The sequence below is a fragment of the Paenibacillus sp. cl141a genome (assembly GCF_900109305.1).
Lineage (GTDB): Bacteria > Bacillota > Bacilli > Paenibacillales > Paenibacillaceae > Paenibacillus_AQ > Paenibacillus_AQ lautus_A.
In genome coordinates, this window is sequence record NZ_FNZO01000003.1 from 356,310 (window position 1) to 381,747 (window position 25,438).

General features: G+C 53.2%; 19 protein-coding genes and 1 pseudogene. 14 read left to right on the plus strand and 6 right to left on the minus strand.

Annotated features, from left to right (window positions below; genetic code table 11):
• Nucleotides 1-25: 25 nt before the first annotated feature.
• Together fumC and BMX45_RS11590 are read left to right on the plus strand one after the other, a co-directional pair.
• Nucleotides 26-1,414, plus strand: a complete 1,389-nt coding sequence (gene fumC, locus BMX45_RS11585) for a class II fumarate hydratase (protein ID WP_090909808.1) — start codon at nt 26-28, stop codon at nt 1,412-1,414.
• A 267-nt stretch (nt 1,415-1,681) separates the two neighbouring features.
• A complete protein-coding gene (locus tag BMX45_RS11590; protein WP_090909809.1) occupies nt 1,682-2,722 on the plus strand; it encodes a hypothetical protein in 1,041 nt (346 codons plus the stop codon).
• Nucleotides 2,723-2,832: 110 nt separating this feature from the next.
• Here BMX45_RS11590 and BMX45_RS11595 read toward each other — a convergent pair whose 3' ends face one another.
• The 6 genes from BMX45_RS11595 to BMX45_RS11625 all read right to left on the minus strand — a co-directional run bounded on the left by BMX45_RS11595 (nt 2,833) and on the right by BMX45_RS11625 (nt 10,701).
• Nucleotides 2,833-3,390, minus strand: coding sequence for a hypothetical protein (locus tag BMX45_RS11595; protein ID WP_090909810.1), 558 nt, complete (start codon nt 3,388-3,390; stop codon nt 2,833-2,835).
• A gap of 347 nt (nt 3,391-3,737) precedes the next feature.
• Complete coding sequence (locus BMX45_RS11600) at nt 3,738-5,327, minus strand: PTS sugar transporter (protein ID WP_090909811.1); 1,590 nt, start codon at nt 5,325-5,327, stop codon at nt 3,738-3,740.
• Between the two features lie 150 nt (nt 5,328-5,477).
• Nucleotides 5,478-6,830, minus strand: coding sequence for a hemolysin family protein (locus BMX45_RS11605; protein WP_090909812.1), 1,353 nt, complete (start codon nt 6,828-6,830; stop codon nt 5,478-5,480).
• 685 nt (nt 6,831-7,515) lie between these two features.
• The gene (locus tag BMX45_RS11615; protein ID WP_090909814.1) at nt 7,516-9,375 is read right to left on the minus strand and encodes an LTA synthase family protein; all 1,860 of its coding nucleotides are present in this window, start codon (nt 9,373-9,375) and stop codon (nt 7,516-7,518) included.
• A gap of 268 nt (nt 9,376-9,643) precedes the next feature.
• On the minus strand, nt 9,644-10,333 hold the full coding sequence (locus BMX45_RS11620; RefSeq protein WP_090909815.1) for a CidB/LrgB family autolysis modulator: 690 nt from the start codon (nt 10,331-10,333) through the stop codon (nt 9,644-9,646).
• Entirely contained in the window at nt 10,330-10,701 is a 372-nt protein-coding gene (locus BMX45_RS11625) for a CidA/LrgA family protein (protein ID WP_090909816.1), read from the minus strand. The genes BMX45_RS11620 and BMX45_RS11625 overlap by 4 nt, the downstream gene beginning before the upstream one ends.
• A 126-nt stretch (nt 10,702-10,827) precedes the next feature.
• Between BMX45_RS11625 and BMX45_RS11630 the strand changes: the two genes are divergently transcribed.
• The 12 genes and pseudogenes from BMX45_RS11630 (at nt 10,828) to BMX45_RS11685 (ending at nt 25,434) form a co-directional block, all read left to right on the plus strand.
• Nucleotides 10,828-11,718, plus strand: coding sequence for a cidABC operon transcriptional activator CidR (locus BMX45_RS11630; protein WP_090909817.1), 891 nt, complete (start codon nt 10,828-10,830; stop codon nt 11,716-11,718).
• Nucleotides 11,719-11,895: 177 nt separating this feature from the next.
• A pseudogene (locus BMX45_RS11635) lies at nt 11,896-13,449 on the plus strand (catalase); the annotation flags it as partial.
• Nucleotides 13,450-13,644: 195 nt separating this feature from the next.
• Nucleotides 13,645-14,688, plus strand: coding sequence for an oxidoreductase (locus tag BMX45_RS11640; protein ID WP_090909819.1), 1,044 nt, complete (start codon nt 13,645-13,647; stop codon nt 14,686-14,688).
• A 146-nt stretch (nt 14,689-14,834) separates the two neighbouring features.
• Entirely contained in the window at nt 14,835-15,629 is a 795-nt protein-coding gene (gene pdaA / locus BMX45_RS11645; RefSeq protein ID WP_090909820.1) for a delta-lactam-biosynthetic de-N-acetylase, read from the plus strand.
• 156 nt (nt 15,630-15,785) lie between these two features.
• A complete protein-coding gene (locus tag BMX45_RS11650) occupies nt 15,786-18,074 on the plus strand; it encodes an ATP-dependent DNA helicase (RefSeq protein WP_090909821.1) in 2,289 nt (762 codons plus the stop codon).
• 421 nt (nt 18,075-18,495) lie between these two features.
• The gene (gene rsgA, locus BMX45_RS11655) at nt 18,496-19,593 is read left to right on the plus strand and encodes a ribosome small subunit-dependent GTPase A (protein ID WP_254778039.1); all 1,098 of its coding nucleotides are present in this window, start codon (nt 18,496-18,498) and stop codon (nt 19,591-19,593) included.
• Between the two features lie 122 nt (nt 19,594-19,715).
• A complete protein-coding gene (locus BMX45_RS11660; RefSeq protein ID WP_090909823.1) occupies nt 19,716-20,276 on the plus strand; it encodes a MarR family winged helix-turn-helix transcriptional regulator in 561 nt (186 codons plus the stop codon).
• 11 nt (nt 20,277-20,287) lie between these two features.
• Nucleotides 20,288-22,015: an ABC transporter ATP-binding protein gene (locus BMX45_RS11665; protein ID WP_090909824.1), complete on the plus strand. Its 1,728-nt coding sequence runs from the start codon at nt 20,288-20,290 to the stop codon at nt 22,013-22,015.
• On the plus strand, nt 22,012-23,886 hold the full coding sequence (locus BMX45_RS11670; RefSeq protein WP_090909825.1) for an ABC transporter ATP-binding protein: 1,875 nt from the start codon (nt 22,012-22,014) through the stop codon (nt 23,884-23,886). The genes BMX45_RS11665 and BMX45_RS11670 overlap by 4 nt, the downstream gene beginning before the upstream one ends.
• A 204-nt stretch (nt 23,887-24,090) precedes the next feature.
• On the plus strand, nt 24,091-24,309 hold the full coding sequence (locus BMX45_RS11675) for a helix-turn-helix transcriptional regulator (RefSeq protein ID WP_090909826.1): 219 nt from the start codon (nt 24,091-24,093) through the stop codon (nt 24,307-24,309).
• Nucleotides 24,293-24,733, plus strand: coding sequence for a hypothetical protein (locus tag BMX45_RS11680; protein ID WP_090909827.1), 441 nt, complete (start codon nt 24,293-24,295; stop codon nt 24,731-24,733). The genes BMX45_RS11675 and BMX45_RS11680 overlap by 17 nt, the downstream gene beginning before the upstream one ends.
• Before the next feature lie 248 nt (nt 24,734-24,981).
• Entirely contained in the window at nt 24,982-25,434 is a 453-nt protein-coding gene (locus tag BMX45_RS11685) for a hypothetical protein (RefSeq protein ID WP_090909828.1), read from the plus strand.
• The last annotated feature ends 4 nt before the right edge of the window (nt 25,435-25,438 follow it).

Consider the following 25,438-nt stretch of genomic DNA (forward strand, 5'->3'; position numbering starts at 1 on the left):
AAGGAGACCAAAGGAGGAAGTTGGGATGGATTATCGTATTGAGAAGGATACCCTGGGTGAGATTAAAGTGCCTGCGGATAAGTTATGGGCAGCGCAGACACAGCGCAGTTCCGAGAATTTCCGGATAGGAACCGAAACGATGCCGAAGGAGATCATTCGGGCGTTCGCGATATTAAAGAAGAGCGCGGCCATCGTCAACGGCAAGCTCGGCAAGCTGGATGCAGATAAGGTGGATGCGATCACAACCGCGGCCGACGAGATCGTGGACGGCAAGTGGGATGAGCATTTTCCGCTGGTGGTATGGCAGACCGGCAGCGGCACGCAATCCAACATGAACGTGAACGAAGTCATTGCGAATCGGGCCAATCAGCTGCTCGAGCGAAAAGACAGCACGCTGCGCGTTCACCCCAACGATGACGTCAACAAATCCCAAAGCTCCAACGATACGTTTCCAACGGCGATGCACATGGCTGCGGTCGTGGCCATGGAAGATCAAGTGATGCCTGCGCTCCGCCGTTTGAAGAAAACGTTCGAGAAGAAAAGCGATGAATATAAGGATCTGATCAAAATCGGCCGTACGCACCTTCAGGATGCAACGCCTTTGACGCTCGGACAGGAAATCAGCGGTTGGCACCGGATGCTGGAGAAGTGCGAATTGATGCTGGCTTCGGCCGTAGAACCGCTGCGCGAGCTGGCTATCGGCGGTACCGCCGTCGGTACGGGCATTAACGCGCATCCGAAATTCGGAGAAATGACGGCGGCCGAAATCAGCCTGCAGATCGGAAAAAGCTACACGTCCGCCAGCAACAAGTTCCATTCGTTGACCAGCCATGATGAGATCGTATTTGCCCATGGGGCGCTGAAGGCGCTGGCTGCCGATCTGATGAAGATCGCCAACGACGTTCGCTGGCTGGCAAGCGGTCCCCGTTCCGGCATCGGCGAGCTCACGATCCCTGCCAACGAACCGGGAAGCTCCATCATGCCGGGGAAAGTAAATCCAACCCAGAGCGAAGCGCTGACGATGGTGGTCTGCCAAGTGATGGGCAATGATGCCACGATCGGTTTTGCGGCAAGCCAGGGCAATTTTGAGCTGAACGTCTTCAAGCCGGTCATCATTTATAATTTCTTGCAGTCCGTGCGTCTGCTGTCGGATGCCATGGATTCGTTCGACCAGAATTGCGCCATCGGCATCGAAGCCAATCTTGACGTGATCCGCGCGAACATGGAGCGGTCGCTAATGCTGGTGACGGCGCTGAATCCGCATATCGGATACGAGAATGCCGCAGCCATCGCTAAACGTGCGCATAATGAAGGGACAACGCTTCGCGAAGCGGCGCTGGCAAGCGGTCTGCTTAGCGGAGAGGATTTTGACCGGATCGTCCGTCCGGAAGAAATGATACATCCGAAGGAATAGGGAGTTTTCTTTTGAGCTTTTATTTCAAGGCTGGCTTTCCATTGAACCAAAAGCCCATTTCACCACGGTGAAGTGGGCTTTTGTTGATTAGAGGTCGTTACCCACTGAGCCGAACGCATTCGATCATTGCAAGAAAACATCACGGAATGCCGCTCGTTTGCTGCGAAAGTGCTTCAATCGTTTATCTCCGGCTTCGCAGCGGTTATAATATGGTGACAGCATCTGACAATGCTTCACAAACCATTTGCATGAAGGACGGATGATAACTTGAAGAAACATCAATGGATGGCTACGCTGCTCTCTCTGATATGCACCGGGCTCGGGATGTTTTATATCGGGACGCCGGGCATGATCATAGGCGCAATGCTGCTCATGGCGCTGCAGGGAGCAGCTTTGTTTATTTTTTTCATGACACTGGGATATTTGGGCTTGATTATCGGTCCGCTTGCTATTGGGCTTCATATTATAGGTTTGATCATACCGGTCATCTACTTCAGCTACCGATCGCCCAGGAAACCGATGTTCGACGAGAAACGGCGGCGTCAGCTCGCCTCCCCTTGGAAAATCGTGGTGCGGACGATCGTCGGACTGGCCTTGTTCGCAGGGTCGATTTACGCCGGGTACACCTGGGGATCCGCCCCGTTCATGAAGACGGCTGCGGAGAAACGAGAGGTTCAGGAAGCGGCGGAGTCCTATCTGGAACAGAAGTACAACGAACCCTTTAAGGTCACGGACGTGGATTATACCTGGGCCATAGGCTCGTATAATCTTACGGCCCATCCGGAGCAGGCGCCAGAGCTTGAATTTACCCTGAGCAGTAATGAAGCCAGCCCTCCCGTCATATCGAATGATACCTACCTGAACCGGCTCTGGGGACAGCAGCTGAGGGACCGGCTGAAACCTCTGCTGGATGAGCTTTATCCGGACCAGGCGTTTGGGGAGGCGTATGTCTTCGCAGGTAGCGACACGGTAGAGCGTGATTATAGCCAGCTGGCGAATAACGCCGATGGTGATGTCAGACAGAACATAAGACTGATCGTATTCGAGGATTTGACGGCGGATAATCTGGCGCAGGAGAAGGAACGGGTGCTGGAGCTGATTCGGCGGCTGCCTTCGGTGACGGTGCCGGGGGAGACGGACCTTACCATCGATTATTATGCCGCGGATTTGAAGACGCCGGAGAGCGTGAAGAAGGTGGAGCAGGATATCGATTATATGAAGGGGAAAACCAGTACCTACAGCTTTAGGGTGTTCGATATTTCGGACATTGCGTCCGCGGATGACATCGAGATCAGAGGGCTGGAATGAGGATTTTGCTGGAGTATAAATTGATTCTAGATTCAGAAGCCAGGCGGAGTGGATAACTCGCCTGGCTTCTTGTTGATGATGCATGATCCAACATTTGAAGGGAGCCTTCGTTAATGCAGGGACAGCTGGATGTTTCGTCCTTTCGGCGTCTTGGTCATGGTCAGCTTTAAGTTCAATGCCTTGGCCATGTCGCGGACAGGGACGTAGAGGGTGTTCTTTATGAACAGGGGACCGTCGTACTTGCTCTTGTCCAGCTTGCAGTGGTCCGATTCTTCGGCACACAGCCTCACCGGTTTATAAATGTCGATATCGTTCACGCTCATCTCTTGCGTAGCACGCCGTACGATCGTATATCCCCAGCTGTCGTTTCCCCATACCGATATTGGGGGACCGCTTGCCGCTTTCAGGTCATATTGATGAAAGTTGTCCAGCTCCTCCTGCAGCGTATACGAGATTTCGTATCCCATTGCATCGGCTAAGGATTTGAGCGGAATGTACGCCTTGCTTTTGCGAACATGGACGTCCTTTATATGGGTGCCGCCGACGTTTACGTAATAGCCTTCCGCTTCGTTAGCGGCTGCTTGTTCGCCCTGCCAGATGAGGGAAGCGGCTAACAGGACGCTGGTCAGTGCGAAGAGCGATATCCTTCTGAATTTCTCGATCGTCATAACCTCCTTGCATACCGAATGGATGTAGGCAGCCGAATGGGGAGCCTATCTACTATATAGACTCTTTTTCTGATCCATTGGTTAGCCCGTTCTCGTAAGAAAATAAGGACAAGCCTGCGAATGTAAGCCCTTTAGGAACCTTGATTCAGGCTGGCCCGCAGCTGTCAACAAGGAATCGAGCGCCGCAAGGTCAAGTATTGCGCCATTATGGGGAAGCCGATGGGAGTGGCAGTGAACATACATGATAAAAGGACAGATCAAGCTGATGCGCTTGATCCGTCCTTTTTTTGAGGGGACTTCTTATGTCATGGAGAAGCACCTATGCATAGGGTGGAACCAGCTTCGCATTACATGCTCATGGTATTCCTGGCATCCCGGTAACCGGACAGCTTGTTCACGAAGAAGGTGATCAGGAACGAACAGAGCAGGCTGGCTGCCATCGAAATCAGGAAGCCCATCGTGTTATTCGATGTAATAGGCCCGATGAAGGAGGGCACATAGGCTGTCCCCCGGACCCCGAACAAACCGACGAGCATGCCGCCAAGTCCAGCCGAGGCAATCGCTCCGGCAAATACAAGCTTGTTCGAAAACATGAACGGATAGGCAGCTTCAACGAAGGTGCCAAACCCCATGTTGATGGCGAATCCGGGGGCTGCGACCGCGGCTTCTCCCTTATCTCGCGGAGCGATAATATTGGCAAGCGTGATGCCTGCGGATACCATCACCAAGCCGACCATATCGACCGCGCCGAGGAAGCTGTTGCTGGTTGTCTCCATCTCCAGCAGCACAATCGGCAGGATGGCGGCATGATAGACGCCGCCGATGATGGCGGGCCAGATCAACAGGCCGGCAATCAACCCGGCCATGGCGGGGCTCCAGGAGACAAGGGTCTCAATCAGGAAGCGGATGCCTTGCCCTGCGCTCAGCGCAATCGGCGCAATGAGGAAGTAGACCAGCAAACCGGCAATCAGTCCCGACACGCCGCCGGCAACAATGTTGACCGTCGTAGCGGGGAAACGCCACTCCACGCATTGACGGAATATGTAATGGACGATAATGCCTGCGCCGATCCCGCCGATAATGCCGCCGATAATGCCACCTTCGACGGACAGGACGCCTGCCACGATGCCCGCCACGATGGACACCTCGTCCAGCTCGGAGACCTGTTTGGCCGCAATGACGGCAACGATGACCGGCAACGCCTTGATCAGCAGGTCAAACACTTCGGTCAACGAAGATAACCCCGGGATTTTGCTGACCGCCAGGATCAGGGCCATGCCGATAAAACCGGGGAGGGACGCCATCATGATGCCCCGAATATTGATTCTTCGCCATGGAGATGAGCTGCCGGACGCCGCATGGATATTTGCGGACGCATTCCCGATGACCGGCCGGTACGTAAGCCGCCAATGCTTGCTGAGGGAAGTGACAAAGGTGACCGCGCGCGTTCTGTTGGTGGTTCCGGTTGTGCCCGAAGCCGCAATGACATGCGCGCCTTTGGTTTGGATGATGGCCATGGAGGTTCCGCCCGTACCGGTCACCGGCAGGCGGAATTTGGCAGCCGCCTCAATGGCATGCCGGTTGCTGCCCTCCGGGTCGGCGCTCATGACGATGATGCCGTCAATTTCGCCGAGTTCAATCTGCTCGGCAATCTCCCGGTCCAGACGCTCGGCCGCCTGATTGACCTGCTGAAGGGTGCCTTCAGCGACAATGATGGGCTCTCCTTGGGAAGAGCTCCAGCTGTAAAGAGCCGCAGGCGTCGTATCCTTGGCTGTATCCATGGAGACCTGGGCAGCGATAAACTGCAGGGCTCCGCAGGAAAGGCCGGCGCTATCGAGCTGCATCAATATCTCATCCAGCAGTTTGCGCGGGTCTTTGCCGCCGAGATTGTACAGATTGCCGCCGCTGCTTCCGATGATGGCGATTTGACGATTCATGACTTGCTGCCCCCAATACGTTAGAAATTAGATAATTTCTATATTACAGCAGAGTTATAACTTGTTAAAGTGTTAAAATGCGATCCACCAAATCAAAAGCCGCCATGCATACCCGGTAAGGGCTGCATGGCGGCTTGGTCATCTAGTTGTCTATTCGTTGCTTTCGCTGGCCGCTGCAACGGCAGAGGCTTCCTCCGCCGCTTCTTCAGGCGTTTCTTTGACGATTTGCAGCTTCGTATAACGATGGGTCTTCTTCTCGATGACGGTGAACGTCAGGTCATTGTAACTCCACGTATCGCCTTTGGCGAGTTCGGAGTTATGACCGTACAGCCAGCCGCCGATCGTATCCAGGTCATCGGTGCTCAGGTCCGTATGAAGCAGGTCGTTGATCCGGTTAATGGATACCTTACCGTCTGCGATGATGCGGTTCGGCTCAGGCTGGGTCAGCTCGCGTTCTTCATCCTCGTCGAATTCGTCGCGGATTTCGCCGACGATCTCCTCCAAAATATCCTCGATCGTGATCATGCCGGACGTACCGCCGTATTCGTCGATCAGGATGGCCATATGCGTGCCTTCCTGCTGCATTTTTCGAAGCAGCTTCTTGATCGGGATCGCTTCGGATACCGTCATGGCGGGATGAATCAGCTTGGTCAAGTCGATATTGGAATTGTCATCAAACTCCAGGAAGAACTGTTTGGTGTTCACCATGCCGACGATCTGATCCTTGTCTCCGCGGACAACCGGGAACCGGGTGTACTGCTCGCGCTTGATAATCTGCAGGTTGGCGGCAAGCGGCTTGTCAACATACAGACAGATCATGTCGGTACGAGGTACCATAATCTCTTTGGCAAGCATGTCGTCAAAAGCAAAAATTCGGCTTACATAACCGTATTCGGCTTGGTTAATCTTTCCGCTCTCATAGCTGTCGCTGAGAATCATGCGGAGTTCTTCTTCCGAGTGAGCCTCTTCATGTTCACTTGCCGGATGCATGCCGAACAGGCGAACGATCTTGTTGGCCGATCCGTTCAAGAGCCAGATGAACGGGTACATAATCCGGTTGAACCATATGATCGGCGTCGCGCAGAGGAACGACACGGCTTCAGCTTTATTGATAGCGATCGTTTTCGGTGCAAGTTCACCGATAACGACGTGAATGTAAGTCATGATAATAAATGCAAGCAGGAATGAAATCAGCGATGCGATTGCCGCAGGAATGGCAAGGCTGTCAAATACCGGGTGCAGGATCTTCTCGATGGTCGGTTCCCCGAGCCAACCGAGACCGAGCGCCGTGATGGTAATCCCGAGCTGACAAGCGGATAGATATCCGTCGAGATTCGAAGTTACCTTTTTAACGGCAAGAGCGCCTTTGCGCCCTTCCATCACCAATTGGTCTACCCGGCTGGGACGAAGTCTTATGATAGCAAATTCCGTCATAACGAAAAAAGCGGTAGCTGCGATAAGTACAGCGACTAGGAATAAATTTAAGCCTATATTGTCGTCCAAACAAAACACATCCTTTTTGTTATCTGATCTGAATTAGTTTTTTAATAACCAACGTTTACTATGCATGGCTGTCAACATAATTCGATCGAAACTTCAAAGGTTCTAGCAGCATGTGCTTGAGGAGGAGAAACATATCGGTATTCGTGTTGCATGTAACGTTATGCAAGGAAAGCAGAGACACATGGCGTTTCGACTCCAGCATCAACCGAACGGGCTCCGGACTTTTGGGTACCGGCGTCGGCGATGGAAGAGTGCCTTCGGACGCTTCCATACCCTGCGTCGCCGCAGCGGAATCGGTGATGTCCACTAGGGGAACATTGCAAACGGAAGCAATCAGCAGTAAGCCAAGTGTGGAACATATAATTCTGTTTATCCTTCGTATGGGGTCCAAGTCGGATCGTCACTCCTACAATTCGTAATCGATTTGCTCTAAAAAATATATGGCTTAATTGTCTGCGTATGAATATGAAGTGATTTGAGTAGTTGTACGTAATTTCACCACGAACGCGGTCTTCAAAACAAGGTATATTGCTATTAATCATAAGAAAAAGTAAGCCACTATGTCAAATAACAGACGCACTCGGCTATATAAATCCTTATATATCAAGGGTTTCTGATGATCGCCAGGCATACAAAAAAGACAACTCTCCAAGAATTCCGAAGAGTTGTCCCATGCAGCAAGGGCCTATTTATGGTATGGCAGCTGTCTGATATAACTGTCGGACAGATGAAGCAGCTGGAGCGAGCGTTCGAATTCTTCCTTGGTCGCCTGGGTCTTCTTCACGTCCGAATTCGGAAGCGGATGCTTGGTTCCGTCCTCAAAGCCGATGCCCGGAATGTACAGGGTCGTATTGTTGATGAACGTACCCGAAGGCAGATAATACCGCTCCGGCAGCAAATTATTATCGGTGTGGTTCAGCAGATCCTGGCCGAAATGAAGCTGATTGTCGATCGATACGCCGAGCAGGTTGGACACTGTCGGCAAGAGGTCGATTTGTCCGCCGACCTGCTCCTTCACTTCAGGCTGAATTCCCTCGCCATGGATGATAAGCGGAATGTTGATCATATCTCCGGAGGTATATTCGCGGCCGTAAATTTCGTGCATCAGCTCTTTATCCTTGTGGTCCAGGGAGTATATCGGCAGTCCAAGATGATCGCCGTAGAGAACGATCAAGCTGTTATCCCATACGCCGTCTTTCTTCAGCTGCTCGATGAATTTGCCGAGTGCGTCATCGGCATAATTCTGGGAACGGATGTAGTCGCCAACGAAGGTGCCTTCATACCGCTCCGGCAGGGTCATCCGATATTTATCCTCAGGAATCGTGAACGGATGGTGAGCCGACATGGAAATGACCTGGGTATAAAAAGGTTTACCGGCCTCGTTCATTTTCTTCAGCTCGGCGGCCGTTTTGGAGTACAGGGCGTCATCCGAGGCACCAAAGAACAGCTTATCGTCTTCCCCGAAGAACGCTTTATCGTAATAACGGTTGAAACCGAGCGCCTTGTACAGCTCCCCGCGGTTCCAGAACTCCACGACGTTGGTGTGGAAGGTCGCCGTATCATATCCTTCCCCTTGCAGCAGTCTCGGCAGGCTTGGCAGAACCCTGTCCGCATAATGCTGCGTTGCCGCACCCCGCGGCGGGATGTAGAAGGAAGTATTCACAACAAACTCGGCATCCGAGGTATTGCCTTGACCGACGTTCTGGTAGAAGTTCGGAAAGTAATTGCTTTCGCGGGCCAGCTTGTTGATGTTAGGCGTAATTTCCTTGCCGTCAATCGTGAGGTCGACCAAGAACTTCTGGAAGGACTCCATCTGGATGATGATCAGATTCTTGCCTTTGGCGACACCTGTAAGCAGAGCCTCTTTATCGGACGCTTCCAGGCCTTTCAATGCGTTGACTTTATCCTGGGTAATGGTTTTGGCATCCACGAGTTCTTTATTCTCCTGTTGGAAAATCGTATAGGCCTCGTAGTTCAGAATCCCCATTTCCTGCGCCTTCACGATTTCGTTCATGCTTGCGCGGTTCGGCATGATCTGGAACAGGCACAGCATTAAAGAGACAACAAAAACAATCGGGATGATTTTGCGTTTTTCTTTTTTTGCATGCCGAATCTTCCAGTTCTTAACGCGGTCGCTGCGCCACAACAGAACGAACATCACGATGATATCCGTGAAGATCAGCAGATAGTAAGGGTCCATCAAGGAGAATACGCTGTTGCTTACCGCCGTTACCTGGTTCACCTGCTCTAACGCGTGATAGGTAACGATGACACCGTAATATTTATAATACATAATGGCTGCAAAAAAGATGGCGGTTAGCAGCAGGTTAACGCTCATATAGGCCGTCAGCTTTCGCTTGGAAGCAAACCATTCGATCAAGCTGAACACAAGCCAGATAAAAGGAATTTCCGTAATCAGCGGTTTCCATGGCATGACATCATCAAAAATGACCGTCCAGGCCAGGTAGCTTTTGAGCAGCATAATAACAGAGAAAAATATAAATGGCTTCGTAATCGTTAACCGAAACCGCGAGGTGGAGAACACCTGTATCGCCTTCCTTTCAGGGCCGCCACAGACCTGTTCGCAAAACTTCGGCGGCTATTCGTTTTTTAAGAATACATAGACGTTATTCTTACTGTAGATTTACGTTTCGTATACCATTTATTTAACAAAACTAATGAACAGAATTTATTATGACCTCTTCGGAGGAGGTTGTCAAAGAGTTAAAGTAAGTCCCAAAGTTTCCTATAACAACACAAAAAGACAACGAAAAAACCGGTCATCGCCGGTTTTGTCAGAGTTTTAGCAAATATTAATAAAGAAAGGACATGATCAGCGGTGCGGTTCCGAGGGTGATGAGCGCGGCGACGATCATCGAAATGCTGGATATGGTTCCCGAGAGGGAACTGAATTCGAATGCCTTGGAGGTGCCGGTTCCGTGGGCGCTGGTCCCAAACAGAACCCCTCTCGCGATATCGCCCCGGATCCGGAAGATCCGCATGACGGCGGGTCCGATCATGGATCCGAGAATCCCGGTCATAATGACGAAGACGGCGGTCATGTTCGGAACGCCCCCGATCACCTCGGATACGTTCATGGCGATAGGCGTCGTAATGGAGCGCGGGACCAGGCTCGTAGCCAAAGAGCTGTTCAGGTGCATCCACTTTGCGAGAAACGCGGAAGATAACATGGCCAGCACCGATCCCGTCAGCACGCTGAGCATAATCTCGGCCGCGTGTTTCTTCAGGGTTTGGAAGTTCTTGTACAGCGGTACGGCAAAAGCGATCGTGGCCGGTCCGAGCAGCTTGCTGATCCACTGCGCACCTTCATTGTATGATTCATAGGATACGCCCGTTTGTGTCAATATCACAACAATCAGCACCGGCGTGATCAGGAGCGGCGATAAATAAACCTTCGGCAGGCGGCGATACAGCCTTTTGGCCCCCACGTAAATCCCGACCGTTAACAGCAGGCCGAGGATGACGGTCAGCAGGATGTTCATGGCGTTTTACGCCCCTTTCTGGATGAGATGAAGCCGGCCGTCAGCCCAGAGCTTACCATCACGATGACGGTGCTGAACAAAACGACGACCAGAATCTGGAGCCCTTCGGCTTCCAGCATCGGGAAATATTTCATGATCCCGACCGCGGCGGGGATAAAGAACAGCAGGAGTTCGGCGAGAAGCCAATTGGCGCCAAGCTCGATCCACTCCAGACGGAGGATCTTGGTTTCGAGAAGGATAAACACGACCACGATTCCGAGAATGCTGCCCGGAATTCCTATATTCAGCCAGGCGGCCAGTTGATCCATCCCTAAGGAAAGAAGCATGAATCCGGCCACTTGAAGCGTTCCTTTCAACATGTTGACCATGACCGGCCTCCTTATTTTCATTGTTATTGAAATTTTACAACGATAATTTTCATAGGTAAAATGCATATATCGAATGATAAGTATTCCATTTATCTATACATAGCCAAAATGAAGGGAGCATCGGGAATGGACATACGGCACCTGGAGTATTTTCTTGAGGTAGCGAGGAACCAGAGCTTCACCAAGGCCGCAGAGAAGCTGTACATTACGCAGCCGACGATCAGCAAAACGATTCGCAACATGGAGGACGAGTGGGGCGTTACCTTGTTCTATCGTCAGGGCAAACGGATTGAGCTGACCGACGCCGGCCACATCATGTACCAGCAGGCCCAGCAGATGGTGGAATCCTTCCAGCGGGTATCGGCCGAGCTGGAAGATCTCATGAATCTGAAGCGCGGCCATCTGCGCATCGGGCTTCCGCCCATGGTGGGCTCAAGCTTTTTTCCTGAAGTAATCGGGCAGTTCCACCGGGAATATCCGAAGATTACCATTCAGCTGATCGAGGACGGCGCCAAGAAGGTAGAGGCGGACGTGGAGAGCGGCCAGACGGACATCGGCGTCGCTGTGCTGCCTGTCAATGAAGACGTGTTCCATTATTATTCCTTCGTGAAAGAGAAGCTGAATCTGCTTCTGCATCCGTCGCATCGGTTGGCCGGAAGGGAGCATGTGCACCTGAGTGAGCTTGCTGACGAGGCGTTTGTGTTGTTCCGTGAGGATTTTACGCTCCATGACCGGATTATCCGCGAGTGCGTCAGCGCCGGCTTTGAGCCGCGGGTGGTCTACGAAAGCTCGCAGTGGGATCTCATCAGCGGCATGGTTGCCGCCAATCTGGGGATCGCGCTGCTTCCCGAAACGATATGCAAAGAGATCGATTCTTCGCGCGTGACGATACTGCCGCTGGACAATCCGTCGATCCCCTGGCAGCTCGGAATGATCTGGAGAAAAGACCGCTACCTGTCCTTTGCCGTCAGGGAATGGATCAGCTTTACGCGTTCCCTGCTGGGCGAGCATGCGTAAGTTTGTTATAAATTGAAGGGCATTTCATACATTTTCACGCCTTGGACATAATATCCATAGTAAAGAGAACCCATTTACAAGATTTATAACCAAGGAGGAGAGACATTCGTGAGTGGCCAAGATCATGATGCTAATCATGGAATAAACCAAGAACGGGCAGGATACGCCGAGAATCGGGGCGAGACGGAGCGGGAGGATACGCTGACCAACCGGCAGGGACATCCTATTTCGGATAATCAGAATGTGCGAACGGTCGGAAATCGGGGGCCGATGACCCTGGAGAACTATCATTTTTTGGAGAAAATCACGCATTTTGACCGCGAACGCATTCCGGAGCGCGTCGTGCATGCCAGAGGTGCGGGAGCGCACGGATATTTCGAAGCCTATGGAAAAGTAGGTGACGAGCCGGTTTCCAAGTATACCCGGGCCAAGCAGTTCCAGGTTGAAGGCAAGCGCACGCCGGTATTTGTCCGGTTCTCAACCGTAATCCACGGTTCCGGCTCGCCTGAAACGCTTCGGGATCCGCGCGGGTTCGCCGTGAAATTCTACACCGAGGAGGGAAACTGGGATCTGGTCGGCAACAACCTGAAAATATTCTTTATCCGCGACCCGCTCAAATTCCCGGATATGGTCCATGCGTTCAAGCCGGATCCGGTATCCAACGTTCCGGGTCCCGTAGGCATGTTCGATTTCGTGTCCCGTTCCCCGGAAGCGACGCATATGATTACGTTTGTGTATTCCCCTTGGGGCATTCCGGCCAACTATCGCCAAATGCAGGGCTCCGGTGTGAATACATACAAATGGGTTAATGCAGAAGGCACCGGCGTGCTCGTCAAATATCATTGGGAACCGCTGAAGCAGGGGATTAAGAATCTTACGCAGGAAGAAGCGAACAAGATTCAGGGCATGAATGACAGCCACGCAACGCAGGATCTGTACGAAGCCATTGAACGCGGGGATTACCCGGAGTGGGAGTTGTGCGTGCAAATTATGAGCGACGACGAGCATCCCGAGTTGGAATTCGATCCGCTGGATCCGACGAAGCTGTGGCCGGAGGATCAATTCCCGTTCCTGAAGGTAGGCAAAATGGTGCTGAACAAAAATCCGGAGAACTACTACAACGAAGTGGAGCAGGCGGCCTTCGGCACGGGCGTGCTCGTTGACGGGCTTGATTTCTCGGACGACAAGCTGCTGCAGGGGCGTACCTTCTCCTACTCGGATACCCAGCGGCATCGTGTAGGAACGAACTACCTGCAGCTGCCGATCAATGCGCCGAAGAAACGGGTCGCTACCAATCAGCGGGGCGGACAGATGTCCTTTTTCGTGGATAAGGCGCCTGGTCAAAGCCCGCATGTGGACTACGAGCCATCCATGACGGATGGGCTGGTGGAAGCATCGCAGACGGCGAAGCCGCATCAGCCGCATTACGATGCCAACCTCGTGCGGCAGAAGCTGGACCGCACGCTGGATTTCAAGCAGGCCGGGGATACGTACCGAGCGTTTGAGGAATGGGAGCGAAACGACCTGATCAACAACCTCGTGGGTGCGCTGATCCAATGCGATATCCGGATTCAAGACAAGATGGTGGAATATTTCACGAATGCGGATGAGGACTATGGGCGCCGCGTACGGGAAGGGCTCGAGCAGGCAAGGAAGGCGTCGAACGAGACCGCCCGGGAGCAGGCCGTAGAGGATGCGAACCGTATGGGTCACGAGGCAGACCCGTATTAATCCTTTGCCGGCCTTAGAGCGCCGTCCCGCAAACGCGGACAGCACGGAATAGCGAAGCCGCCTGCACAAGAATGACGTGCAGGCGGCTTTCCCGTATCAGGTTGTAAAATATTTGCGGAATGTTAAGATGTTGCAAGGAAACCAAGCGATACATATCGAATCAACATAGAACCATGGGAAGAGGAGGCTTGCGTTATGGCAATACAAGCGGGAATCATCGGCTACGGCCTGTCCGGGTCGGTGTTTCATGCACCTATTCTTAGAAGCGTGCCGGATTACAGGGTGCACACGGTTGTATCATCGGATCCGGACAAGGTCCACCAGGATATGCCCGATACGGCCGTTGTTGACAGCGTGGATGAGCTCTTGTCCATTCCGGATATCGATGTTGTCATCATAACGAGTCCGAATGCAACGCATTATGAATATACCCGGTTAGCCATCGAGGCCGGAAAGCATGTGGTCGTCGAGAAGCCGTTTACCGTAACATCCGCCGAAGCGGACGAGCTGATTGATCTGGCCAAGCAGAAGGACGTGCTGCTGACGGTGTACCACAACCGGCGCTGGGACAATGATTTTCTGACCGTCCGCAATCTGCTGGAGACGGGAGCCTTAGGCAAGCTTTCCATCTATCAGTCGCAGTTCAGCCGCTACCGTCCGGAAGTTCAGTCGGAGCGGTGGAGGGAGCAGGCGATGGCCGGATCCGGGATCTTGTATGATTTAGGTTCGCATCTGATTGATCAGGCGCTGTTCCTGTTCGGCCTGCCGGAGACGCTCTGGGCGGACTTGAGAACGGAGCGCAAAGGGTCCAAAGCCCATGATTATTTTCATTTGGTGCTGGGTTATAAGACGTTTCGCGTCATTCTGCATTCCGGTTCGCTGGTCCGGCAGGCAGGGCCGAAATTCGAGCTGCATGGCGATAAGGGAAGCTTCCTGAAATATGGAACGGATCCGCAGGAAGGCCAGCTGAAGCAGGGCATGCATCCCGGGGACGCGGGCTGGGGCGAAGACCAGCCGGACCAATACGGGGAGCTGGCTACCGAGCTGAGCGGGCTAGCGGTGCAAGGGGAGATCGAGACGCTGCCGGGACGCTATCAAGCTTTTTACCAGGGATTGGCCGAAGCAATCCTTAAAGGCGGTTCGCTGCCTGTCCAGCCTGAAGAAGCCCGCAATGTCATTCGAATGATCGAATATGCGCTGCAGAGCCATCAGAAGGGCCGGTTGATCAAGATCACATAAACATGCCGCCGCATCCGAAAGCAGGACTGTCCTGGATTGACACATAGTTTGCTCCGATTTGTGGGATATTAGGTGATACCACCCTTGGTACGTCTTTCATCAGGGGAGTCGATCCATATCACAACAATGAAGGAGAGAGAACGGATATGAAGAAACGTGGTATCCTTCGGCCGGCCCTTATGCTTCTTGTGAGCTTGGCGGTGATGCTGTCCATCTCCGGAGCAGCTTTGGCAGGCGGAAGCGGTCCGTTTCACTTTGGATTTAAGAAAAGCGTCAACGGCCAGCTGCCCTCGATCAATGAGGAAGGCTTCAAGGAGCTTCTGCAAAAATACGATGCCGTCTTCATGGGCGATGCCGAGCAGAAGGAGCTTTATCTTACGTTTGATAACGGGTATGAGAACGGGTATACCTCCCGTATTCTGGATACGCTTAAAGAGAAGAAGGTGCCTGCCGCCTTTTTCGTGACCGGACATTATGTAAAGACACAGGAAGACCTGCTGAAACGGATGACGGCGGAAGGCCATATTATCGGCAACCATTCCTGGAATCATCCGGACGTGACCACCATCTCGGCAGAGAAGCTGACCGAGGAGCTCGAACGGGTGAAGAAGGAGGTTATGCGCATCACCGGCCAGCCGGACATGAAATATTTGCGCACGCCCCGCGGCATTTTCGATGAGCGGTCCCTGGCGACCAGCAAGCAGCTGGGGTACACCAATGTCTTCTGGTCGCTCGCGTATATGGACTGGGACGTGAAGTCCCAGCGCGGCGCGCAGTATGCTTACGATAAAGTGACCGCGCAGCTCCACCCCGGCGCCGTAATCCTGCTGCACTCCATCTCCAAGGACAACACGGAGGCGCTGGGACGGATCATTGACGAAGCAAGGAACCGGGGCTACGAATTCAAGAGCCTCGACCAGATGCAAAAGAAATCCCCATAAGCATCTGCTGCATATGCGTACAGCGTGCAGACGCCATCCTGCCAGGAGGCCGTCTGCACGCTTTTTTTGTTATCGAATGCCCGCGGATACTTCGCATTCCGGAACGAATGTTTGGTATAATACCCTTCATATAGAACATGAACGAAGGAGACCATCATGCCTCATACTATCCAAATATCCGTCAGGCCGCTGGTGGAATATGTCTTTCGCAGCGGCAGCATTACCTCCGGTTTTCGCACGGCGACGTCCCTGACCGAGGGAACCCGTGCGCATCAACAGGTACAGCGCGACTATGGCGAGAACGATCAGAAGGAAGTTCAGCTTGAAGCGGAGATTCCTTACGAGGATCTGCTGTTTGTGGTGGAAGGTCGCTGCGACGGCCTGATTCAAGAGAACGAGCGGATCATGATCGACGAGATCAAGTCGACCTCCGGCGATTTGGGCGAGATTACGGAGCACACGTACCCGGTTCATTGGGCTCAGGCCAAAATGTATGCCTATATGTACGCGAAGCTGCATGAAATTCCGACGATGGCCGTGAGACTGACCTACTTCCAGGTCCCGAGCGGAGAACGGAAGCAGTTCGTGCAGGAATGGAGCTTCGCTCAGCTGGAATCCTTTGTGTTTGAGGTTGTGGCGGCCTACGCGCCTTACGCCAACCTGCTGCGGGAGCATGGCGAGCGGAGGGACCGGAGCATCCGCGAACTAAAGTTTCCGTTTCCCGCCTACCGCGAGGGACAGCGGAAGCTGGCCGGAGCCGTGTATAAAAGCATCGGGGAAGGACGAAGATTGTTTGCCAAAGCCCCTACGGGCATCGGCAAAACTATATCCACGCTGTTTCCTTCGGTCAAAGCGATCGGCGAGGGCTTGTTATCCCGGATTTTTTACCTGACGGCCAAGACGATTACCCGAACCACCGCGGAGGAAGCCATGGCACGCATGGAGCGTCAAGGGCTCTGCATGCATACAGTCACGCTGACGGCGAAGGACAAGATCTGTTTCAGCGAAGCGGAGGGCTGCAGCCAGATGGGCTGCGCGTTCTCGGAGGGCTACTATGACCGGATTAATGACGCCATACTGGATTTGCTCTCGAATGAAACGTTGATCACGAGGCCTGTCGTTGAAGAGTATGCCCGCAAGCATACGGTATGCCCGTTTGAATTCTCGCTGGATGCCGCGTACGCCGCCGATGCCGTCATCTGCGATTACAACTACGTGTTCGACCCGCGCGTCTCCTTCAAGCGGATGCCGGAGGACGTGAAGAAGCGCAGCGTGCTGCTCATAGATGAGGCGCACAACCTGGTCGACCGGGCGCGGGGGATGTTCTCGGCCGAGCTGAATAAGTCCGCGTTCCTGGAGCTGCAAAGAGCGTACAAAGAGAGCAATCCCGGGCTTTACAACACGGCGAAGCGGGTGAATAACCGCTTTAAGGTGCTGCGCAAGGTCAGCGAGGAGGAAGAGCGGATCGTCGGGTCCCAGCAGCCGGAGATGATGGTCGAGCTGCTGGAGGATTTCTCGCTTCAGGCAGAGGCCGAACTGATGACCGGCAAGAGCGGGGATGAGGCCGATGCGCTTTTGGAATGCTATTTTGCCGTTCAGGGGTATCTGCGCATCTCCAAGCTGTATGACGACCGCTTTGTCACGTATGCGGAGATGAGCGGGAGCGAGGTGTTTCTCAAGCTGTTTTGCCTGGACCCCTCGTATTTGCTCCAGCAGGCGGGAAAAAACTACCGCTCCAGCGTATTCTTCTCGGCAACACTCATGCCGCTCGGATATTACCGCGACATGCTCGGAGGCGAGGAAGAGGATTACAGCCTATCGATTCCCTCGCCCTTCTCTTCCGAGCAATTGGATGTTCGGATTTTGCCGTTATCAACGCGCTTCAAGGATCGGGAGCGCAACAGCGAGGCCATCGTTCGGATGCTGAGTGCACTGGTTCAGGAAAAACCGGTAAATACCTTGATCTTCCTGCCGTCCTATCCCTACATGCAGGATATTCACGAGGCGTTTGCCAGAATGAACCCGGAAGCCCGTACCTTGCTCCAGGGGCATGGAATGAGCGAGGAGGAGCGGGAGGCGTTCCTGAATGCATTCCAGGCCGATGCGGAGGATCCGCTGATCGGCTTTGCCGTGATGGGCGGTATTTTCTCCGAAGGCATCGATTTGAAGGGAGAACGGCTTTCGAGCGTCGTGGTCATCGGTGTAGGGTTGCCGCAGCTATCCTTCGAGAATGATATCATCAAGGATTATTTTGATCGTACCGGCAAGAGGGGATACGATTACGCCTACGTTTACCCCGGCATGAACAAAGTGCTGCAAGCCGGAGGGCGCTTGATCCGATCCGAGCAGGACAGCGGGACGCTGACGCTCGTTGACGACCGCTTTCTGAATCGACAGTACGGGATGTTGCTGCCGGAGGAGTGGAGGCATTACAGGCGCATCTAATTTTTTCATGGGATGTTGACACCTGGAAATACGACCCCTATAATACGGATATATTAATTAAGCTGAAGGAGGCTGATGTCAAATGGTTATGATGCATAGTGGATGGGTCGCATTGACGTTGGTCTCTTTGGACGGGAAATTCTAATGGTAACCGGGGTGTAAGGCATTGGGTTTAACATGTCTTCATCTCCGTACCTAAGAACCCGCAGGAGACCGTGCTTGGTATCCTGCGGGTTTTTTGTGTCTATGCAAGGCTCCGGTATGATCTTTGGCGGTTAGGCCGCCGAGGATCAATGCCTTCTTCCTGCATAGTTTCAGATCAGCCGCGGATACAAATCTGCGGTTTTTTTTGTGTTTGATCATTTGTTAACAACCAATCCAACAACGATAAGGGGATATCACGAATTTGACTAAACAAGACATGACAACGTTGCAAGCCTATGGATGGAATGAACATTGGCGTTTGATGGCCGCTCAGATCCCGAAGCAGGACAAGGCGCTGGTGCCGGCCCGCATTACGGCCCAATTCTCGAAGCAGTACCGCATTATCACCCAGGAGGGTGAGCAGACGGCCATTGTCACAGGCAAGTATGAATACGAAGCGGGCAGCAAAAGCGACTTCCCCGCAGTCGGCGATTGGGTCATGGTGGAGCCGCTGCAGGGCGAATCCCGCGCCGTCATTCATCATCTGCTGCCCCGTCAGTCCGCCGTTACGCGCAGGGAGGCAGGAAGCGTGCCGGATGAGCAGATCATTGCGGCTAACATGGATACCGTGTTTATCATTAACGCGCTCAACAAGGATTTTAATGTTCGCCGGATTGAACGCTATCTGATTGCGGTCTGGGAGAGCGGAGCCGCACCGGTCGTGCTGCTCACCAAGGCGGACCTATGCGAATCGCCGGAAGCGTACGTCGCGGAGGTAGAGGCGGTTGCTCCGGGCGTGCCGGTCCATGCGGTAAGCTCCTTGATGGATCAAGGCAAGGAGCAGCTTGGAGAGTATCTGGTGCAAGGGAAAACGGTCGCCATTACGGGTACCTCCGGTGCCGGCAAATCGACGCTGCTGAACTGGCTGTCCGGCCAGGAGATGCAGCGGGTTCAAGGGATACGCGAGGAGGACGCAAGAGGACGGCACACCACGACGCACAGGGAGCTTTTCGTGCTGCCGGGAGGCGCGATCATGGTGGATACGCCGGGCATGCGGGAGCTGCAGCTGTGGGATTCGGAAGAAGGGTTCGAGGCGGCCTTCGCGGATATTTCCGCGCTGGCGCAGCAGTGTCGGTTCCATGATTGCCGGCATGAAACGGAGGCCGGCTGTGCGGTCCGGGAAGCGCTGCAGGACGGAACGCTGGATGCCAAGCGATATGCGAATTACAAGAAGACGGAGCGGGAGCTGGCCCATATCGCCCGTAAAGAGAGGGTAAGCACACGCCGCCAGAACAAGAGCTCGGGCAAGTCGTCGCGCAAGGGCGACCGAGGCCGCAAAGGGGCATATCAGCAGCTGCTGTACGATGATGAATAATGGAGGTTAAGGGAAGGCCGGAGTCGATTTGACTTCGGTTATCTTCCGGGTATATAGTTAGGTAACCAAATAAATTGGCAATCTATCTATTTATTCGAGCCGTTGCCGAGAAGAGGTGGACCATGGCAGAGGATCAGCATCCAGATTTACATAAAGAAATGAACGGGAACGAGGATCAACATTCGCGGGAAGGACCATGCATGAAGGGCGGCAGGCGGGAGGACAGCGTTGCCGGCAGGCTCTTGTACAGCATACGCATGTTCCACAAGCAGGAGTGGGATCAGCACTTGATTTCAGGGTATACACCAGGTGAGATTCGCGTCCTGATGGGACTTAAACATCATATCGAGCCTGCTGGTCCGGGCATGAAAGTGTCCGAAATCAGCAGCATGATGAATGTTACGTCGCCCACGATCACGCAATTCATCAATGCACTGGAGAGCAAAGGGCTGGTGGAGCGGGTGATGGATGCGCAGGATCGGCGTGCGGTCCGCGTGCAGCTGACGGAGGAAGGGAACCGCGTTGTCCAGCAAACCTATCAGAACGTCAAGAACAGCTTTAACGAGCTGGTGGATTTCCTCGGGGAAGAGGACAGCGTCAAACTGACGGAGCTGCTGACGAAGGTATATCAATTTCATGAACAAAAACGCAAATCAAACGAAATGATATCAGACAACGAGTAGGGGTGGGGGATTTGTTAAAGCTGTTTCACTATATGAAACCGTACCGGACAGCAGTCATTTTGGTCCTGCTGTTCACATTTTTCCAGTGTCTGTCTGATCTGTACTTGCCAACCTTGATGGCGGACATCGTGGATATCGGCATCGTGAAGGGAGACGTCCCTTATATTTGGCGCGTGGGCGGCTTTATGCTGCTGGTTGCGGCGGGGGGCATGATTTGCTCTATTGCCGCGAGTTATCTGGCATCCAAATCGGCGACCGGATTCGGGAAGATTCTTCGCGGGCGCGTGTTCTCCCATGTCGAGAATTTCACGCTGCAGGAGTTCGACAAGATCGGCACGGCCTCGCTGATTACCCGTACGACAAACGACATTACGCAGGTGCAGCAGGTCACGATCATGATCCTTCGCATGATGGCGATTGCGCCGATGATGTGTATTGGGGGCATCGTGATGGCCGTGTCGAGAGATCCCGGACTGACGACGGTGCTGCTGATTGTCCTGCCGGTTCTGGCACTTGCTATTTTCCTGATCGCCAAAAAAGGCATTCCGCTCTTCAAAGCGATTCAGGTGAAGATCGATACGCTGAGCCGGGTGCTGCGGGAGAATCTGACCGGAATCCGGGTCATCCGTTCCTTCAATCGGATGGACCATGAAACGGTCCGCTTTAACGACGCGAACGAGGACCTGACGGCCACTTCGATCAAAGTCAACAAAATCATGGGGGCGATGATGCCCGTCATGATGCTGGTCATGAACTTTGCCACGCTGGCGATCGTCTGGTTCGGAGCCCACCGCATAGATGCCGAACATATGAAGGTCGGCGACCTCATGGCGTTTCTCCAATACGCGATGATGATCATGTTCTCGCTGATCATGCTATCCGTCATGTTTGTCATGATTCCGCGAGCACAGGCATCGGCGGTCCGGATCAATGAAGTATTGAACATGATGCCTGAGATCCACGATCCGAAACAGCCGAGCGGTGCCGGCGTGCAGCAGGGATCGATCGAATTTCAGGATGTGACCTTCTATTACCCGGGCGCGGAGGAGCCCGCCATATCCGATATCTCTTTCCACGCCGGGCCGGGCGAAGTCACGGCGATCATCGGCGGAACCGGCTCGGGCAAATCCACGCTGATTAGCTTGATCCCGCGTTTCTACGACGTGACGTCGGGCCGGATTCTCGTCAACGGAACCGATATCCGCGACATGATGCAGGAGGATCTGCGGAACCGGATCGGATTCGTGCCGCAGAAGGCGCTGCTCTTCACAGGGACCATTGCGGAGAATATCCGCTACGGCAAAGAGGATGCGACGGACGAGGAGATCCGGCATGCAGCGAAGGTTGCCCAGGCCGCCGATTTCATCTCCTCCATGGAAGGCGGGTACGATGCCGAGATTTCGCAGGGCGGCAGCAACGTATCCGGCGGACAGAAGCAGCGGCTCTCGATTGCAAGGGCGCTGGTTCGCAGACCCGAGATTTATGTGTTTGACGACAGCTTCTCGGCACTGGATTTCAAGACGGACGCCAATCTTCGCGCAGCGCTTCGCGAGGAAACGACGGAGGCCACCGTTTTGATCGTTGCTCAGCGGGTCAGCACCGTCATGGACGCCGACCGGATTATCGTGCTGGACGAGGGACGCATTGCCGGCATCGGCACGCATGAGGAGCTTATGGCTTCCAGCGATGTGTACCGCGAAATCGTCACTTCGCAGCTGTCAGAGGAGGAGATCGCATGAGTGAGAAGAAACGGGGAGGACATCCTCGGGGCCCGGGCGGTCCCTTTGGCGGCGGACCGCACGGGCCGGGGATGCCAGGGGAGAAAGCCAAGGACTTCAAAGGCACGTTTCGCCGGTTAACGCGATATCTCAAGCCGCATACCGGCAAGCTGCTGATCGTCTTGATCGCAGCTATTCTCAGTACAATATTCAGCATCGTGAGCCCGAAAATATTGGGGGATGCCACCACGATCCTATTCAAAGGCTTCATGGCCAAGATGCAAGGCGTGCCGGGTGCCGGAATCGATTTTGACGCCATTCGGACGATTATGCTCTGGCTAGCAGGACTATATCTCTTAAGCTCGTTGTTTGCGTACATCCAGCAGTATGTCATGGCCGGCGTGGCCCAGCGCACCGTGTATGATTTGCGTAAGGATGTGTACAACAAACTCGGCCGCCTGCCGCTGAAATATTTCGACGCCCGCACGCATGGGGAAACGCTGAGCCGGGTGACCAACGATATGGACAATATCAGCAGCACGCTCCAGCAGAGCTTGACCCAAATGATTACGTCGGTGGTCACGCTGGTCGGCGTCATCATCATGATGCTCACGATCAGTCCGCTGCTGACGTTGGTCGTTATCCTGACCCTGCCGCTCAGCGTGGTGGTGACCATCATGGTTGCCAAGCGCTCGCAGAAGCATTTCGTGGCCCAGCAGAAGCATCTGGGCCAGCTGAACGGACATGTGGAGGAAATGTACACCGGTCATAAAGTAGTGAAGGCCTTCGGCCGAGAACGGCAGTCCATGGAGCAATTCGACGAGGTTAACGACAAACTCTATGATGCCGGTTGGAAAGCCCAGTTTATATCGGGCACCATCATGCCGCTCATGAGTTTTGTCGGCAATATCGGATATGTGATCGTCAGCGTTGTCGGCGGTGTTTTGGTTACCCGCCGGGCAATCGAGATCGGGGATATTCAGGCCTTCATTCAATATTCGCGCCAATTTACGCAGCCGATTACTCAGCTTGCGAACATCGCGAACGTCATTCAATCCACCGTAGCCTCGGCAGAGCGCGTATTCGAAGTGCTTGACGAGGAAGAAGAGGTATCAGAGCATACGGCTCCCGCCGAGCTTAAGCAGCCGCTTGGCGACGTGACCTTCGAGAACGTGAGTTTCGGCTATAAAGCGGACCTGCTTCTCATCGAAAATATGAATGTGGACGTGAAGCACGGACAAACGGTCGCGATTGTCGGTCCGACCGGTGCAGGGAAGACCACGCTCATTAATCTGCTGATGCGGTTCTATGAGCTGAATCAGGGCAAAATTACGATAGACGGCACGGATATAACGGCTCTTCGGCGCAGTGAACTGCGCAGCCTGTTCGGTATGGTGCTGCAGGATACCTGGCTCTTTAACGGGACGATCCGGGATAATATCGGATACGGACGGGAAGGCGCCACGGAACAAGAGATCATCCGGGCGGCAGAAGCGGCTCACGCGGATCATTTCATCCGGACGCTGCCGGAGGGCTACGATACCGTTCTGAACGAGGAAGCCTCCAATATATCGCAAGGGCAGAAACAGCTTCTGACGATTGCGCGGGCCATTCTCGCCAACCCGTCCATTCTCATCCTTGATGAGGCTACCAGCAGCGTGGATACGCGGACGGAGCTTTATATCCAGAAAGCGATGAATGAGCTGATGAAGGACCGGACCAGCTTTGTCATCGCGCATCGGTTGTCCACGATCCGGGATGCCGACCTGATTCTGGTCATGAACAAGGGCAGCATCATCGAGCAGGGAACCCATGAAGAGCTGCTGTCCCAAGGCGGCTTTTACGCGGACCTGTACAACAGCCAATTCAGCGAACAGCATGAAGCCGGATAACGAGGCAAGGATTGCCATCATAAGAAGACCCATTCAGTGTGAAGTGGGTCTTCTTTTTTTACCTTGGAAGCCTGGAGCTTACAGACAACTATACGATAGGTTCCGGTGAAATGCAGAGAGCAATGGAAAGCTTGCTTGACATAGGGGAGGTGGTTTGATATATTCATGGAAAGTTAACTTTCCATTTTGGAGGGGATATCACGATTGAAGAACAGACTGGAAGAAATCCGAAAGAAACAGGGGATCAAGCAGGAGGAACTTGCGGACAGATTGGAGGTATCCAGACAGACGATTGGCTCACTGGAGAACGGTCGTTACAATCCGTCTATTATTCTTGCGTTCAAAATTGCCCGTTATTTTAACATGAGCATTGAAGATATCTTTGTTTATGAGGAGGAGCAAGTGAATGAAAACGACCAGTAAATGGGTATATGTATTGTTGGCCCTGGCAGGTCTGGTTATCACATGTATTGGTGGATTTGTTCTTAGAAGTGAAGCATTACGCGGACTTTCCGGTTTAATGGTCGGTGCAGGTTCCGTTCTTCTCGTTCTGGGTTTGGGTAACACGGTGTACATGTTATGGATGAACAAGTCTTCTAATCAGGTAATGTATGCTGAACGATTAAGACAGAAGAAGATCGATGTTCAGGATGAACGCAGCATTCGATTGAAGGAAAAAGCAGGCTGGAAAACAAACATTACTATGTTTTATATTCTTATGGCTGTGACCCTTGCATTCAGTCTGGTCGGTGTAGAACCCATTGTGGTGACTGTATTGGCAGGTGTTTTCATTTTCCAAATTGTGTTGGGGATCTTGCTGTTCAATTATTATGGGAAGAGAATGTAAAGTTCGTTTTGGGATGATTTAGCGTATGTAAGGGCTTTTTTGATCAAGCTGATGATGGGATCGGTGGATTGGCCAATATGGATGGGGGGCGATATGTAGACGTCGGCACCCATGTCTGTCAGCCCGCATCGGTTAAGGTTTTTGGTTGGTTGAGAGTCAGCGGGCAGGCATATTTAATATTGCAATTTCATATGGTTCTTTTATAATGATGTTTATGTTTATATCTTTAAAGGGAGCCATGATCATTATTGAATAAGTCCGAACTGAACCGAATTACGCAAGAGCTTCTACGTCGGTCGGGCAGCAGTGTCACCGTGGAGATGGAGGCGTATTTTCCAGGGGGCCGGTTAATCGGCGGAAAATATGTGATGCATTCGCACAGCGTGACGATGTATACCGAAGTCATACGCCAGCAGTGCTTGCAGCTGTTTGGCACGCTTGAGCCGTTCCATGCCTATTTTGCGGTGGTATTCGCGCATGAGCTGGGCCATTCAATGGACATGACCCTGACAGAGCTGTGCGACCGGATGGATCAAACGGTGGATGAATGGGATCAGAGGCAGCTCGCGCTTCAAATCGAGGAAAATGCTTGGAATAACGCCATGCCTTGGATCCAGGATATCGATCCCGATTTCATACAGGTCATCGTGGATCAGTCGCTTGCGGCATACCGCGAGGAGCTGGCGCCGGAAATCGCTTAGGCTG

What these genes read in the sequence shown, in the direction of transcription:
- fumC (WP_090909808.1), top strand. Translation starts at nt 26, where the DNA reads ATGGATTATCGTATTGAGAAGGATACCCTGGGTGAGATTAAAGTGCCT.
- BMX45_RS11595 (WP_090909810.1), bottom strand. Translation starts at nt 3,390, where the DNA reads ATGACGATCGAGAAATTCAGAAGGATATCGCTCTTCGCACTGACCAGC.
- BMX45_RS11600 (WP_090909811.1), bottom strand. Translation starts at nt 5,327, where the DNA reads ATGAATCGTCAAATCGCCATCATCGGAAGCAGCGGCGGCAATCTGTAC.
- BMX45_RS11620 (WP_090909815.1), bottom strand. Translation starts at nt 10,333, where the DNA reads ATGAACATCCTGCTGACCGTCATCCTCGGCCTGCTGTTAACGGTCGGG.
- BMX45_RS11625 (WP_090909816.1), bottom strand. Translation starts at nt 10,701, where the DNA reads ATGGTCAACATGTTGAAAGGAACGCTTCAAGTGGCCGGATTCATGCTT.
- BMX45_RS11630 (WP_090909817.1), top strand. Translation starts at nt 10,828, where the DNA reads ATGGACATACGGCACCTGGAGTATTTTCTTGAGGTAGCGAGGAACCAG.
- BMX45_RS11640 (WP_090909819.1), top strand. Translation starts at nt 13,645, where the DNA reads ATGGCAATACAAGCGGGAATCATCGGCTACGGCCTGTCCGGGTCGGTG.
- pdaA (WP_090909820.1), top strand. Translation starts at nt 14,835, where the DNA reads ATGAAGAAACGTGGTATCCTTCGGCCGGCCCTTATGCTTCTTGTGAGC.
- BMX45_RS11650 (WP_090909821.1), top strand. Translation starts at nt 15,786, where the DNA reads ATGCCTCATACTATCCAAATATCCGTCAGGCCGCTGGTGGAATATGTC.
- rsgA (WP_254778039.1), top strand. Translation starts at nt 18,496, where the DNA reads ATGACAACGTTGCAAGCCTATGGATGGAATGAACATTGGCGTTTGATG.
- BMX45_RS11660 (WP_090909823.1), top strand. Translation starts at nt 19,716, where the DNA reads ATGGCAGAGGATCAGCATCCAGATTTACATAAAGAAATGAACGGGAAC.
- BMX45_RS11670 (WP_090909825.1), top strand. Translation starts at nt 22,012, where the DNA reads ATGAGTGAGAAGAAACGGGGAGGACATCCTCGGGGCCCGGGCGGTCCC.
- BMX45_RS11680 (WP_090909827.1), top strand. Translation starts at nt 24,293, where the DNA reads ATGAAAACGACCAGTAAATGGGTATATGTATTGTTGGCCCTGGCAGGT.